The sequence below is a fragment of the Winogradskyella sp. A2 genome (assembly GCF_046762865.1).
Lineage (GTDB): Bacteria > Bacteroidota > Bacteroidia > Flavobacteriales > Flavobacteriaceae > Winogradskyella.
Map to the genome: position 1 here is coordinate 222,885 of NZ_JBKQXM010000001.1, position 16,955 is coordinate 239,839.

Below are 16,955 nucleotides of genomic sequence, written 5' to 3' on the forward strand. Positions count from 1 at the left end.
AGATATGGACACCATTCATTATGTATATTCAGATTTAAAAACTGAATTAAAAGATGGTCGTGTTGTGATTGATTCAGAATATAATTTTGTTTTATTAGAAAAAATATAATCATGAAATTAAGATTAATAATACTCGTTTTTGTGTGCGCATTTATTGGATGTTCAGATAATCAAAAAGAAATGCTTGAAGTTACATCACCAAAGTCAAAAGTCAAAGTAGTCTTTAACGTTAATAATTCTGGGCAACCATATTATTCGGTAATGTTTAACAATGGTGTGGTAATTGACACCTCGTATTTGGGTTTTGAGTTTACAAACGCTGAAGCTATTGGTACCAATTTAGAAATATTGACAGCTTCTGTAAATGCTTTTGATGAGACTTGGCAAATGCCTTGGGGAGAACAAATTGATGTTAAGAATAATTACAATCAATTAGCAGTTGAATTACAGGAAACGTCAACATTAAAAAGAAAACTCAATGTAGTTTTTAGAGTATATGATGATGGAATTGGTTTCAGATATGAATTCCCAGAGCAAGAAGGATGGGCAGAAGCCTTAATAATGGAAGAACATACAGAGTTTAATCTAACCGAAGATTATAAAACATATTGGATTCCTGGAGATTGGGATATTTATGAGCATTTGTATTCAGAAACAAAGTTTTCAGAAATCGATGCAATTAGTAAGCGTGATCACCCAAATCTTGCCCAAACCTATATTCCGAATAATGCCGTAAATACACCAACTACATTGGTTGGAGATAAAGGATTACATTTAAGTTTTCATGAAGCGTCCTTGGTGGATTATTCAGATATGACACTTGGAGTAGACAATGAGAATCTGAAGTTTAAAAGCATTTTGGTCGGAAGTGAAAATACAGAGTATAAGGTAAAAAGAAGCTTACCATTCAACACACCTTGGAGAACAATTCAGGTGTCAGAAGATGCACCAGGTTTAATTGAATCTAATCTTATTGTAAATCTCAATGAACCCAATAAAATTGGTGATGTGTCGTGGTTTAAACCAATGAAGTATACTGGTGTATGGTGGGAAATGCACCTTGGTAAATCGAGCTGGGATTATGGTATGGAACAGATTGATGGAAAATGGGTAGATACGGGTAAGGCTCATGGAAGGCACGGCGCAACAACAGAAAATGTAAAACGCTTTATAGATTTTTCCGCAAAAAATAATATAGGAGGCGTTTTAGTTGAAGGATGGAATACCGGCTGGGAGCGTTGGATTGGTTTTCCTGATCGTGAAGGTGTATTTGATTTTGTAACACCTTATCCTGATTATGATTTTGAAGAAGTAATCAATTATGCAAAAGAAAAGGGTGTTGAGATTATTATGCATCATGAAACTTCTGCTGCTACAGAGACGTACACCAAGCAATTGGATACGGCATATGCCTTAATGCAGAAATATGGCATGCATGCTGTAAAGTCTGGTTATGTTGGTAAAATTTTACCTGATGGTGAATATCACCATGGTCAGTATATGGTGAACCATTATAATAATGCAGTTAAGAAGGCGGCAAAATATCAAGTTGCCGTTAATGCACATGAACCAATCAAGGCAACAGGACTTCGTAGAACTTATCCTAATGCCATCTCTAGAGAAGGACTTCGTGGACAAGAATTTAACGCATGGTCAATTGAACGAGGTAACCCGCCAAGTCATTTACCTACGGTGGCCTTTACAAGAATGTTGGCTGGACCTATTGACTTCACCCCTGGAATATTCAACATTAAATTTGATGAATACAAAGATGAAAGTCAAGTAAATACAACACTTGCGCAACAATTAGCATTATATGTTGTGATATATAGTCCTGTACAAATGGCAGCAGATTTAGTTGAGCATTATGAGGCAAACCCAGCTCCTTTACAATTTATTAAGGATGTTGGTGTAGACTGGGAAAAATCTATAGTTTTAAATGGTGAAGTAGGTGATTATGTGACTATTGCAAGAAAAGAAAAGGGTACCGGCAATTGGTTTGTAGGTGGTATAACAAATGAAAATTCCGTATCTTTAAATCTAGCCTTTGATTTTTTAGATGAAAATCAAGACTATGAAGCAATCCTATATAAAGATGGTGCAAATGCACATTGGGATAAAAATCCGCTAGATATAGAGATAGTGAAGATGGATTTAAATAAGCAGTCTAGTTTAGATATTAAACTAGCTGAGGGTGGTGGATTTGCAATAAGCCTCAAGAAAAAAATCAACTAAAGGTTTTAGTTATTTGGTGCTTAATTTATTGTAACAAAATTAGTGTAAGTTAGTCTTATTCAAAACGACTACTGTTTAACTTGTTAATCACAACCAAAACAAATTAATACTATGGATGTTAATGAAGGAATAGAATCACCTTTGGTCATTAAAGTTAGTTTCAATAAGTTTTTAAACCAATACGAAAATTTAATAGAGGCAGATAATGATTTTATTGCGGCAAACGCACGTCGAGTCCTTAAAATTGCAGAAGATCATCCTATATTGCGTGATGGTTTTAGCGATTTAGCAATTTTACAAAAATTTGAAAAGGAAATTGAGGGTATTTTACAAGATGCTTTTAGTCCGGTCCTAACAAAAAATGAAATTAAAACGGCTTCCGTACCATTCCTTAATGTTATTTTTAATTCCTCACAACGCTTCAAAAGTATTCTAAAAACTGCTGGAGATGATTTTGAATTGGAGATAAAAAATATGCCTACAGACCAAAGGTATATTATTGCTTGTACTATAATCCTTAATTTCTGTTATGGCTATAATTTAAACTTTAAAAGACCATTTTTTTACGAAATACCAGATGCAAATGGTATAATGCGTTATTATAAAATACTTTATAATGCAGATTTCACAGAGATTATTCCTAAGAAAAATGCGCCTAAAATTACAGATGAAGATTATGCTCAATTACTTGATAATTTTGAGAATATTGATTTATGGAAAAAGAAGTTTCCACCAAACAGTTATGATTTTAAAGGCTTTGTAATTTCTAATATTTTTGATGTCACAGATGACCAATCCATTTCTAACATTAAATCTTCATTAATTGGTGAAGACAAACGTAAGAATGAAGGATTTATGGAAGATTTCCATGAAATTTTCCGATCTCTATTAGGTCTAAAGAATATTAAAGTTGGTTTTTCAATTTATAATAAGGATAAAGACACATTTGAGCGTGTTTATGGTGCTGGTATGAATAGTTTTCTGCTCAATAACCTGGAGGTTTCAAATTGCTCAGATGCACTTTGTCGGTGGTCTTATGATAGATTATTGCGCGAAAATAAATACTTTTCTATCTCAAATGTTGAGAAAGCATTTGCTAAGTCCCAAGGTCATGCTCCACATATAAAAGTTTTACATCAGCAAGGTATTAAAAGTGCCATTTTTGCACCTATTGCTAATGACGAGGGTTTAATGGGTATTTTAGAACTAGTATCTGAAAAACCAGAAGTATTGAATAGTATTAATGCGAACAAATTGGTAGACGTAATGCCTTTTATAGTTTCTGCAGTTGAGCGTTCTAAAAATGAAGAAGAAAATCTTATTGATGCCATAATTCAGCAAGAATGCACATCAATACATCATAGTGTACGTTGGAGGTTCGAACTTGAGGCAAGAAATTACATAAAGGATCAAATTAATGGCAATGAACCAAATTTCAATAAGATAGCTTTTGATGATATTTATCCATTATTTGGTCAAATTGATATTAAGGGCTCATCCGAGGCAAGAAATACTGCAACAAAGTTAGATCTTACAATTCAGTTAAGTGCATTACAGTCAATAATGCAAAATGCGATAAATCAGGAAGCTTTGCCTATTTATGAGCAGTATTTGTACCAAATAAATGAATGGTTGGAAACACTTGATAACAATTTTCAAGTTGATAGTGAGCAACAGATAAATACTTTTATTAAGTACGATTTAAATCCTGTATTAGACCATCTTAAATCATTTGAAAACTTAGAGGGAGAAATAGAAAACTATTTAAATTCTATTGACAATAAAGTAGGTACTGTTTATATAAATCGTAAAAATTATGACGAAACTATTGCCACAATCAATAAAAATTTGGCATCAGTACTAGATGAAAAACAGATAGGCGCTCAGGCTATGTACCCTCATTATTTTGAGCGTTTTAAAACAGATGGGGTTGAGCATAATATGTATATAGGTGAGTCGTTAACAAAAGAAGATAGTTTTAGTCCAATTTACCTATATAATCTAAGGTTATGGCAATTGCAGATTATGTGCGAAATGGAAAATTCGTATTATCAGATGCAACCAAATTTCCCAGTTAAACTAGATGTTGCTTCAATGATCTTAGTATTTAACCAGCCATTATCTATTAGTTTTAGAATGGACGAAAAACAGTTTGATGTGGATGGTACATATAATGCCAGATATGAGATTGTAAAAAAACGTGTAGATAAAGCTTTTATAAAAGGAACCAACGAACGCGTAACTCAAAAGGGCAAAATAAGTATTGTCTATTCACAAAAACAAGATGAAGAAGAATACCTGAGATATGTTAAGTTCTTGCAGTCAAAAAATTATTTAGACAATGATGTTGAGATATTAGACCTTCAAGACCTGCAGGCAGTAACAGGTTTAAAGGCAATACGAGTAAGTGTTCTTTATCACAAGGATAATAATGATAAGGAATATTACACCTATGATGATTTAATGAAAGAAATCAGTAACTAGGCTTAGTTTATAACAGATTCTGAAAGCCAAAAGGATACTCCAAAGGCTAATACACTTATCACAATCCCAATCACAAATACATTATAGGTTACGCGTAATAAGTTATATTTCCTATTCAGTACTAAACCGAGGAAGTAGAGATCCTTAGTTAAGGAACCATAGAGATAATCTTTATCCTTCATCATTTCTTCCATAGCCCATTCAAACTCGTTAAGTTTCATTTGATGAAAATTTCCAAAAAACAATAAGTTCACTTTTTTATTGGCAACATCTTCCTTTGTGAACTGGCCTTTAGTAACGTTAGGTCGTGTGGCAAGTACTGAAAGTACAATGCAAATCACCGTAAAAAACATAAAAATAAGCGTTGGATATATTAAATAGTCATTAGAAGGGTTATCTAATTTTGGTAATAAATTAGATAGTGCAACAGAAATAATAATAGCATTTACCGATAATAAAATATTAGCTTTTGTGTCAGCAATATCGCTTAAGGTAATGTGATTTCTTAGAGCAACCCTAAACATAGTTTCAATACCTCGATCTGGTAAATCTAGTTTCTCTTTTTTGAATTGTAATTCTGCTTTTTTATGTTTTAGTTTATCTGTGTCACTTTTTATTTTATTATAGCTTTGTAGAAGGTTAGCTAAATTCTTACCCTTGCGTTTCTCCCATTTACTAGTTGCAATTGCCGAGTTAAAGGTGTGATTGGTTAAGAAATTAATATTCTCCAATAACCAATCGTCTTTTGTTACACTTTTATTTAAGGTTAATTCCCACTCCTTTCTTAATAAGGAAGCATAGTCATCATAATTTTTACTTGAAATATGAGCTGAATCAGCATCTCTTATAATACCCTCTAATTTTGTTTTTGGTTGGTATGTCATTTCTGTTGCACGAATAATCTGTGCTATAATATCAATTTCAGTTTTTTCTAAATTATGTTTCTTTAAAAACTCAATAGCGATTTTTGCACTCTCCTCCTCATGACCATCAATGACTTTTGTAAATCCTGTATCATGAAACCATGCTGCTATAAGCAATTGTCGTTTTTCGTCTTCACTTACATTGTTGTCTTCAGTGAGTTCATTTATTTTTTCAACGACTCTTTGTGTATGAGCCAAATTATGATAAACAAATTTTGAGTCTAAATTTTCATTTAGGTAGTTTACTACGTATTTTTCAACTTCTGATAAGATATTTTCCATAGAGTTATCGCTAGAATGCTAATTTAAGAATTATTTATTATGAAATAATAGCTAATTAGTAACTTAGCCTAAAGTCTAATTGCATAAAATCAAAATTGTTTTTTAGATTAATAAATTAAACTTAATAATAGTGTGAAATTAAATATTTCCGATACATATAATAAGGAATTGCCATCCGATGATAATTCTGAGAATACTAGAAGGCAAGTATTTAATGCTGCATATTCATCTGTTATACCAAAGAAACCATCGAATCCGATTTTATTACACTCTTCGAAAGAATTAGCAAAAGAACTAGGTCTAGAAATTCAAGATTTGAGTTCCAAGTCTTTTTTGGAGGTCTTCTCTGGTTCATCAATTTATCCAAATACCAACCCATATGCAATGGCATATGCTGGCCATCAATTCGGAAATTGGGCAGGTCAACTAGGAGACGGAAGGGCAATAAACCTTTTTGAAATTAATCATAATAATAAGCAATGGGCCTTTCAACTTAAGGGTGCAGGAGAGACACCATATTCTAGACAAGGAGATGGTTTGGCTGTTTTAAGGTCCTCTATTCGCGAATATTTATGTAGTGAGGCTATGTATCATCTTGGTGTTCCAACAACAAGAGCATTAAGTTTGATGATCTCTGGAGATAAAGTTCTAAGAGATATGCTATATGATGGTAATTCTGCTTATGAAAAAGGTGCTATAGTTTGTAGAGTTGCACCAACCTTTATACGATTTGGTAATTTTGAACTTTTTGCTTCCCGACAAGACTTTAAGAATTTAAAAAAGCTCACCGATTACACCATCGCACATTTTTTTCCTCACTTGGGTAAACCAAATAAAACTGCTTATGTCAATTTATTTAGAGAGGTCACGCAAAATACCTTAGATATGATAATTCATTGGCAGCGAGTTGGGTTTGTACATGGCGTTATGAATACAGACAACATGTCTATCTTAGGCCTTACTATTGATTATGGACCATATGGCTGGTTAGAAGGTTTTGACTTTGGCTGGACGCCTAACACTACCGACAAACAGAACAAGCGCTATCGTTTTGGTAACCAACCAAATATTGGTCTTTGGAATCTTTTACAATTAGCGAATGCTTTATATCCACTTGTTGAAGAATCTGAACCATTTGAAACAATTTTAAAAAGTTATCAGAAAGATTTTGAAATAAAGTCATTAGAAATGATGAGGTCTAAACTTGGTTTGTTTGCAGAAAAAGATTCTGATTTAAAACTTGTGACTTCATTAGAAGATTGTTTGTTGGCTGTAGAAACCGATATGACTATATTCTTTAGATTGTTATCTAATTACGAAAAAGGAGAACCATTAAGAGGAATGTCAATTGTGAAAGATGCATTTTACGATTCAGATAAATTAGATGAAAATATTATAAGTGGATGGAACGATTGGTTTAAAGAGTATGATAATCGATTGCTTGAAGAAACCCAAATAGATTCTCAACGAAAAAAAGCAATGAATCTCACAAACCCTAAGTATGTGCTTAGAAACTATATGGCACAGCTAGCTATTGATGATGCTAATGATGGAGACTATAAATTAATTGGCGAACTATTTAATCTTTTAAAACATCCATACGATAATCAACCAGAACAAGAAAAATGGTTTGCTAAACGGCCTGAATGGGCACGTCATAAGGTCGGATGTTCAATGTTGTCTTGTAGTTCTTAACTAAAATACCTCTAATAAGTCCAATTGTGTGCTGTAAAAATCGGTTCAAATGCGAAATTTATAGATGCTCTGTTGTATTTCAATCAAATTTTGTGAGAAAAGTTAATACTTTATATATTTAGATTATTAACTAATCAATACTCCCTCATGAATTTTTTACGGAAATCAGTTCTTTTAGTCATAATCAGTCTTATTGTTTGTGCTTGTGCCACCCATAAATTACAAGTTGAAAAAAGCACAATTGTTGATTTCCCTGAAGACAAAACTATAAGACATTCTTTTTATTTGCTAGGCGATGCTGGTAATTCTGAAATGGGTCAAGTAGACCCAGCAATAAATGAATTTGGTATTGCTTTAAGTGAAGCTTCCTCGAATAGTACAGCAATTTTTTTAGGTGATAATATTTATCCAAATGGTCTAACTAAAAAAAAGGATAAAAAAGAGTTGGCAGAGCATAGGCTTAAAGTTCAAACGGATATAGCTAAAAATTTTAAGGGAAGAACTGTTTTTATTCCTGGTAACCATGATTGGTATAGTGGGATTAAAGGACTAAAACGACAAGAAAAATTTGTAGAAGACGAATTAGGCAAGAATACATTCTTACCTGAAAATGGATGTCCTATTGAAAAGGTTAATATATCTGATGATATTGTACTCATTATTGTTGACTCTCATTGGTATGTGACAGATTGGGATAATTATCCAACAATTAATGATGAGTGCGATATAAAAACAAGAATTGACTTTTTAGATGAATTAAGAAGTGAAATAAAGAAGGCTCGTGGAAAAACGACATTAATAGCACTTCATCACCCTATGTTTACTTACGGACCTCATGGAGGGCAATATAGCTTTGCAAGTCATATGAAACCATTGCCTGTTTTAGGTACAATTAAAAATGTTGCTAGAAAAACAGGAGGTGTAACCAATGTAGATCTTCAGAATAAGATGTATAATGAATTAAAAAACCGTGTGGTTAGTTTGGCTCAAGATAATGACAAGGTTGTTTTTGTTTCGGGTCATGAACATAACTTACAATACATTGTTGAGGGAGGATTGCCACAGATTGTAAGTGGTTCAGGTTCTAAGACATCTGCCACTAGGTTAATAGGTAATGGTAAATTCAGTTATGGAGCAAATGGTTACGCCAGATTAGATGTGTTTACAGATGGGTCTTCCTTTGTAAGATTTTATGAAACGGGTAATAATAGACCTGTTTATACTACTTCGGTTTACGATCCAATAAAATATGATATTACCAATTACCCATCAAAGTTTCCAGAAACAGTTACTTCATCTATATATAAAAAAGCAGACACTGAAAAATCAGGTTTTTATAAGTTTTTATGGGGTGACAGATTCAGAAAACAATTTGGGACACCTATCAAAGCACCAACTGTAAATTTAGACACATTGTATGGAGGTTTGAAACCAGTAAGGAAAGGAGGAGGAAACCAATCAAAATCATTAAGGCTTGAGGATAAAAATGGTACTCAATATGTAATGCGTGCATTAGAAAAGCAGGCGGCTCAATATCTGCAAGCACTTGTATTTAAGGATAAATATATTGGTGATAAATTAGATGAGGATTTCACAACCAAATTAGTTATGGATGTTTTCGCAGGGTCACACCCATATGCACCTTTTGTAGTAGGAGATTTATCAGATGCAGTTGGTATTTACCATACAAATCCAGTATTGTATTATGTGCCTAAACAAAATGCACTTGGAAAATATAACGGGGATTTTGGCGATGAGCTTTATATGATTGAAGAGCATACATCGGAAGGACATGATGACAAAGCAAGTTTTGGATATCAGAACAAACTTTTAAGTACGGTTGATATGCTAGATAAAATAAGAAAAGATGAAGATATTGTTGTTGATGAGGCATCGTATATAAAAGCACGTTTATTTGATATGTTAATTGGTGATTGGGATAGGCATCAAGATCAATGGCGCTGGATAGAATTTAAAGAAAATGGAAAAAAAATCTTTAGGCCAATGCCAAGAGATAGAGACCAAGCCTTTTCTAAAATGAGTGACGGGTTTTTATTAGGTCTTGCTGTAAGACTATTACCCTCTGCTGGTCTACTTAGAAAATATGATGAAGTTTTAGTTGATGAAAAAGAAATTAATGTTGAGCCATATCCTCTTGATATGGCATTAATTGAAGCATCCGATAAACCTATTTGGGATGCTCAAGTAAAGTATATTCAAGACAATATAACTGACGAAATTATTGAAAAAGCATTTCTAAATATTCCTGAAGAAGTTAGGGATGAAGATGTCGAGGAAATTAAAAGATTATTGAAAGCTAGACGTGGTAATCTTCAAGACATATCAGACAGATATTATAAGCTCATAAATAAATTTGCAGTTGTAAAAGGCACAAACAAAGATGATTGGTTTGATATAGAACGTTTACCAAATGGTAAAACAAAAGTATCTGTGTTCCGTATTAAAGATGGTAAAAAAGCAGATGTCGTATTAGAACGAACCTATAGAAAAGAAGATACAAGGGAGATTTGGGTTTATGCTTTAGATGACGATGATGTTTTTAATGTTTATGGTGAGGGTAATCAGTTAATTAAAGTGCGTTTAGTAGGTGGGCAAAATAATGACACATATGATATTAAAAATGGTAAAAAGCTAAAGTATTATGAACATAAAACAAAAAAGAATACTTACGTAACCAATAAAGGAAACAGAAAACTAACGGATGATTACGAAACCAATGTCTACAACTATAAGAAATTAAAAAATAGTACAAATAAAATAGTGCCAACAATTGGTGCAAACCCTGATGATGGGTTTAGTTTAGGTGTTACAAATGTATTGACAAATTATAATTTTGAGAGAAATCCTTTCTCATCACAACACACCATCGCTGCTAGTTACTTTTTCGCAACTCAGGGACTGGTGCTAAATTATAAAGGAGAGTTGGCAAATGTATTTGGTACAACCAATTTGGTATTTAACGTACATTATAATAGTCCAAATTTTGCCGTTAATTATTTTGGATTTGGTAATTCTACTCCTAATCCAGAGGTTGATAATGATAATATTGATTTTGATTTTAACCGAGTTAAAATCCGAACAATTAGCGCAACTCCTTCATTGGTTTGGAGAGGGCAATATGGATCAACCTTTGAGGCTGGTATTGCATATGAGTCGAATGAGATTGAACGAACTCCTGGGCGTTACTTGGAAACAGAATTTCCAGCTAATGATGAATTATTTGATCAGCAAGCATTTTTTGGTGCACAGGCGAAATATACCTATGATGTAAAGGATGACAAAACATTTCCAACATTAGGAATGATGTTTAGTTTTGAAGCTGGTTATAGAAATAATACAAATACAACAAAAGGTTTTGGTTATGTGATTCCAGAATTGGCATTTGATTATAAATTAGTTCCAGAAGGGCAAGTTGTGTTGGCAACGAAACTCAGAAGCCATATAAATTTAGGAGATGATTTTGAATTTTATCAAGCAGCTGTGTTGGGAGATCAAACAGGATTAAGAGGCTATAGAAGAGAGAGATTCTCTGGGAAAAGTGCTTTTGTGCAAAGTACAGATTTACGTTTCAATTTAAGACGTAAGTCTTCTAATTTTTTACCTTTTAATGTAGGCTTTTTTGGTGGATTTGATTATGGTAGAGTTTGGATAGATGATAGTATGGTTGCTGATCCTAGTTTTAATGAAGATCAATGGAATACTTCAATTGGAGGAGGTATTTTTGTAACAGCCTACAGTATGATAAATGCTAACTTATCGGCCTTTAATAGTGATGACGGATTGCGAGTAGCATTTAGACTTGGTTTTGGATTCTAAATTAAAATTTATCCCAGTCAATTTGTTAAGCCATAAAAATTATTTCAATTAAAATTAGAATACTTATTTAAGATGGAATACAATAAACAAATTGATTATCTCAATATTAATTTTTTTGTCATTTTTTCTGTAGAACTTATAATATTAATAACATAGATACCTTTTTCTAATCCGCTTACCTTAATATCTTGGATTCTAGTATTTAACTGTAGTGTTCTTGAAATAACTAGTCTTCCTTGTAAATCATAAAGTTTTACAATACTTGGCTTAGTAATTAATCCAGAAATTTTAATAGATTGATTTAGATAATCATTAAAAATATTCAGTCTATTTATTATTGAATTATCTCCTGATAGAGTAGGTGATGTAATTGTCCAAATAAAATTTTGAAAAACATCTTCAGACCCTGGTTTTGAAATAGTTACAGTAACTAAATGTATACCATCGTTGTTTGGTCCTCCTATAAGTGCTAATGCATCTACTGTTCCAATAATTAGTCCATTAGTTGGTTCAATACTTATTCCTGTAGGTTGACCTTCAATTGCATAAGTAATATTCCCATCTGGATCACCACCACTTGCAGATAATGTTAATGATACCGATTCACTAACTTGATTAAACTGATCTGAAATAGGATCCATTTCTAGTGTAGGAAACTCTTCTTGAATTGGTATCCATTGTGTAGTTTTTATTGGACCATTGATACCGTTAATTCCGCCATTTGCTACAATTAATTGGTCTCCGAATACTCTAGCAGCCGGTGCCAGTAAATTTTCTGGTAATTCACATAACTCAGCCCAAGTGTCATTTGCAATATCATATTCGGTAATATCGTCGTAGAAAAAGTATGGTCCATTTCTTCCACCAACAATTATAATTTTTCCATTATGTACAAAAGTACCAGGCTCAAAATGTGACCTAGGTGACGGTAAGTCCTCTAATGTACTCCAACTATTATTATCAGGATTGTAGACTTCTAATAAAGTTTTATCTTCTATTTCAGATTCATTATCATGATTAGTTTGACCACCGATAGCGTAAATTAATCCATTGAAACTCGCAGCACTCAAATGATTTCTTGCGTTAGGAAGTGGTGCAGCACTGACCCAACCCGCACCTTGATCATTTATGTCTAATACATAATGATCATCTACATCTGTTATTCTATCTGGAAGCAGACCTCCAAAATAATGTATCTTTCCATTGTTATAGGCAATAGCACCAGAACCACGTGGTACTGGCAATGGTGGTCCAACACTCCAGGAATCATTTATGGTATCATAGATTTGAACTTTATCTGTAGCAACTCCAGGATGATTTCCTAAAAAGCCAGAGACAATCCAAATATCTGATCCCACAACTGCTACACCCATATGTGTTACGGGATCTGGCATTGGTGCACCGTAGGACCACGTATTTGAAATAGTATCATAAATTTCTGTTGCTCCAGTAATTTGCAAACCAGCTAGAAATCCAGCAAACACATATAATTTATCACCTATTTTTGCGCTAGGTCCTTCGATTTTAGCTAAATCAGAATCTTCCAAAGAATTCCATTGACAAGGGTCTAAAGGTCCAACATTTATATCTATTGTGTTTTTATCGATATTTCCAACACCATCAGTGACAGTTAACGTTACTGTATAAGTTCCATTTTGAGTAAAAGCATAGCTAGAATTTACGCCAGTGGCAGTATCGCCATTACCAAAATCCCAATTATAATTGACAATGTTATCATTATCATCTGTAGAATCATTGGCTGAAAACATTACGTTTAGCGGTGCTTCACCTGAAGTAGGATTTGCAGATGCTACTGCAATAGGTGCTAAATTAACGTTGTTTGACAAACTTACAACTTCAATAGCATTGATAAGAGGATTTTCTAATTCATGATCAAATAAAATATTAAGTTCATTATCATCTACAGACACTGAATAAGACAACATTGAAGCTACTTGATGGCCAAATGAGGATACTAAATCTAGATTATCTTTTACAAGAGTACCTTCAATCAAGATATCAAAAATTCTTTCTCCTATTTGATTGGTACAAGTACAATTATTGCCTAAATAGAGATTTATTTTATAATTTCCATTAGAAATTGGAATTGAGAAAGCCATTTCTTCACCAGAAATTTCATCCCAGCGCTCCTGACTAAAAATTTCATCGAATGTTGCTTCATCAATATAATCCGGAATGGAACTATCTCTATTAGAATAAAGAAAATTTGTATTTGAAATATTACCGGTATTTACTGAATACGAAACACCACTATAAGAACCTTGAGATGGATTTGACTCCCAATCTGGGCCATTATCAGTACTATTAATTGTTGTTGGACTTCCAGCATTTATTCGAACGACTGGGGTTTCAACGAAAATTTCCGACGTTAAAGACACTATCAACGGACTATTAGAACCATTATGTGTTATTTCTAATGATGCAGATTTTGTGCCTATATTATTGTCTGGTGTAAAAGCAATTGGCAATAAAGCTTCTGTTTGAGGACCTATTTCTATAGGTAAACTTAAATTACTACTGAATAAATTGGCGTTGGTACCATTGAAATTGACTTGAGTAATCTCAATAGCTCCGTCAATTGGATTTCCTAAATTCTTAAGTCCAAGATTTAATTCATTTATACTTCCTCCAGGATCTGATTCACCAAAATCTAATAAAGTGGTTGATGGATCTAAAATTTTACCAATATCTTCGGTAATATTTATAAAGTCCCAAGTGGCTGTAAATACACTTCCCGAACTGCCAGATGTGCTTATTATTCCCACTGCCATTCCATTGCTGTCATTTGGATCTAAAAAACTCGCAGGTAGTGTTATTGATGTTCCTAAAGAGGCAATTGTAATACCATCATTAAGAGAATAAAAAACTTGAGCCAGATTAGTGCTGGGATTCACTGATATATATAAATTTACAGCTATAGCTTGTAATAAATTAGAGACATCATAGGTTGAAGTAGAGCTCACCCCATTGTCTTCTAATGTTACTTCAAAACCATAAGCGGAATCTCCATTTGTAGTACCATCCATGATGGCTATTTTTAGGTAATTGTCTTGATCGCCATTACCAATAAAAATTCCATAAGATTGAGTTGCTAGTGGAGCACTGCCATTGAATGGTGTTTCAATTTTTGAATAAATTGTAAATGGGTTTGAATTGGTATCCAAGTTAACTCCAAATTGAAAGGCATTTTCTTGAGTGTTAGTTCCATTTAGTGAATTACCCGATGAGACTTCATCAATAGTTGCTTTTCCTCCCGCACCACCAAAAGACAAATTATCAGAATTAAATTGATTGATATAAGCTGTGTTTCCAGAAGGATCTAATTGTAAACCAGTAAAACCTAAACCAAAAAAGCCTGTTCCCGGATCGTTATTCCAAAAAGGATAATTTATGGGTAGATTGGTGTTAAGTCCATTTTGAGCATCAATAGCGAACACGTCATTAACATCTAAAATCCCATCATTATCATCGTCAGGATCAGTCAGGTCCGAAATTAAATCACCATCATAATCATTTGGTTTACTCCCTGCAGAACAATGATTTGTTCCGTTGCTAATTTCGTCATCATTTGTATAACCATCATTATCATAATCATTGGAACCGACATAATCTCCATCGCCAGGTTGTGGACAATCAACAAAATCAGCAGGTTCAAAAACTGTTACGTCATCAGCTCCATAAGTTACTACCCATATTGTTCCAGCGTAAGGGTGCGAATCACCTAAAGCGATTAAATCTAGTGGTATACTCCCAAAACCATTTAGAAATCCATTATCTTGTGATAATAGAGTTATTCCATCTGTGTCAAATTCATATCTATTTATATTACCATTAAATGAAGCTGAGAGTATGTCACCTTGCATTGCACCTCCAAAATTAGTGGCAGTATATTCACAAATTCCATTTGTAGAAGAATTTACAATATCTAAAATATTCACATCTGGGCTGCTTAAAGATCTATTGTAATTACCTTGCCTTGGGTCATTTGGAAAATTAGACATTGTAAAACCTGAGGGATTGAAATATCCAGTAACTCCAACAATTAAATTTGACCAATCGTATGAACCATTCTCTACCCAATTGGAGCCATTATATTCATATTTGTATATTCCAGCTTTATCAGGAAATGCTCTGATTGGTACTGGATGTCCACCATAATATGTATTATTGGCGTCATTAGTAGTGCCAACAAAATGAAAGGCATCACCGAGTGACGAACCATTTTCAATGTTGAATTCATTAGTAACGTAATCTCCAGCACCTGAGTTGTATGTTGTAGAATTTTGAGTACCCTTTAGATTATCATTACTGTCATAAATCAATGGAGCTCCACCCCAACCACCGTTAGGGCCGTTGTCAGAAGTAAATACTCGTCCGTTTTCCGTAACCACTACATCATATGCATTTCTATAACCGGGTGAAAAAATCTGAACTGGCCCACCATCTTCAGGAAATGTTTGGTTTAGTCCATTATTTCCTCCAAAGGGGTCACCTAAATCTATGGTAGCATTATACAAAGGGTGTGACGAACTGTAAGGAAAACTTGGGTGGGTATTATTAATATCCTGACGATCTGGGTCGTTCAGTGAAGGTAAATCATAAATATATGCTGTGTTTCCAATTCGAGGATCTTGGTAAGGGCCTCCATTATTAGACTCCATTTGTTCTAGCTGCGTCAGATCAACAATAAGGAGTGCACCGCTTAAATAATATTCAGAAGAACCGGCAAAATTATTACTAGGTGCACCTTGATTAGTATTACCACCTTGTTGAATTAGTAAATATGTGTTAACACCACTTGTAAACATGTCTAGACCATTCGTAGAATGATTCTCTTCACACCTAGGAAGCCCTCTAACGAGATCAACTTTTTCCCAGGCACTACCGTTCCATTTAAGTCTTGATAAAACTCCTGAATTGGTATCAAGATTTACATCATTTCCAGCACTGCCCCCTCCACCTATGCGTGAATCTGAAGAGGTAACATATAAAATTGGATTGGAAGCTGAGCCTGTGGCTAGTATTCCTGTAATTTGCCTGGCTTGTGTTGAATTATTGGTGCCATCATCATTATGATTTGGGGTATTGTTCTTTATTAATGTAATCTGATTAGTATTGGTAATTGTATATGTGCCATTTCCTGGTGTAGCATCATCTCTTTCTACATCGTACTCCCAAATAATTCCATTTTGCTGTGACACATACAATTTGCCATTTGGACCAAAATCTATAGATGTAGGGTTAGTTATGTTCGTTCCATTTAAACCTGAAGAACCAAAGCTAATGGACTGGGAATTGACAATTCCATAGTTTAATAAGAATATGAAACTAATAAACGTTAACTTAAATTTGAGGCACATATCGAAGTTATTAATAGTTGGTGATAAAAATGCACAAAAAAGCCATTAAATCATTGAAAAATAGATAATTTACGAGATTAGTCGATGAAAAACTAGAACCATATTTGTTTAATTATTT

General features: G+C 33.5%; 6 protein-coding genes. 4 read left to right on the top strand and 2 right to left on the bottom strand.

The window, feature by feature from the left end; translation table 11 throughout:
* The first annotated feature begins 111 nt into the window (after window positions 1–111).
* Together ACFWV9_RS00995 and ACFWV9_RS01000 are read left to right on the top strand one after the other, a co-directional pair.
* Window positions 112–2,235 (top strand): glycoside hydrolase family 97 protein, encoded by a 2,124-nt coding sequence (locus tag ACFWV9_RS00995; protein WP_411893365.1) that lies wholly within the window; start codon window positions 112–114, stop codon window positions 2,233–2,235.
* Between the two features lie 111 nt (window positions 2,236–2,346).
* Window positions 2,347–4,719, top strand: coding sequence for a GAF domain-containing protein (locus ACFWV9_RS01000; RefSeq protein ID WP_411893366.1), 2,373 nt, complete (start codon window positions 2,347–2,349; stop codon window positions 4,717–4,719).
* Window positions 4,720–4,721: 2 nt separating this feature from the next.
* Here the strand turns inward: ACFWV9_RS01000 and ACFWV9_RS01005 are convergent, their stop codons facing one another.
* Entirely contained in the window at window positions 4,722–5,924 is a 1,203-nt protein-coding gene (locus tag ACFWV9_RS01005) for a Pycsar system effector family protein (RefSeq protein WP_411893367.1), read from the bottom strand.
* Window positions 5,925–6,056: 132 nt separating this feature from the next.
* Between ACFWV9_RS01005 and ACFWV9_RS01010 the strand changes: the two genes are divergently transcribed.
* Both ACFWV9_RS01010 and ACFWV9_RS01015 read left to right on the top strand, forming a co-directional pair.
* On the top strand, window positions 6,057–7,619 hold the full coding sequence (locus ACFWV9_RS01010; RefSeq protein WP_411893368.1) for a protein adenylyltransferase SelO: 1,563 nt from the start codon (window positions 6,057–6,059) through the stop codon (window positions 7,617–7,619).
* 147 nt (window positions 7,620–7,766) lie between these two features.
* Window positions 7,767–11,456, top strand: a complete 3,690-nt coding sequence (locus ACFWV9_RS01015) for a metallophosphoesterase (protein ID WP_411893369.1) — start codon at window positions 7,767–7,769, stop codon at window positions 11,454–11,456.
* A 95-nt stretch (window positions 11,457–11,551) separates the two neighbouring features.
* On the opposite strand, the gene ACFWV9_RS01020 is transcribed toward ACFWV9_RS01015, so the two are convergent.
* Window positions 11,552–16,837, bottom strand: coding sequence for a malectin domain-containing carbohydrate-binding protein (locus ACFWV9_RS01020; protein ID WP_411893370.1), 5,286 nt, complete (start codon window positions 16,835–16,837; stop codon window positions 11,552–11,554).
* Window positions 16,838–16,955 lie beyond the last annotated feature (118 nt).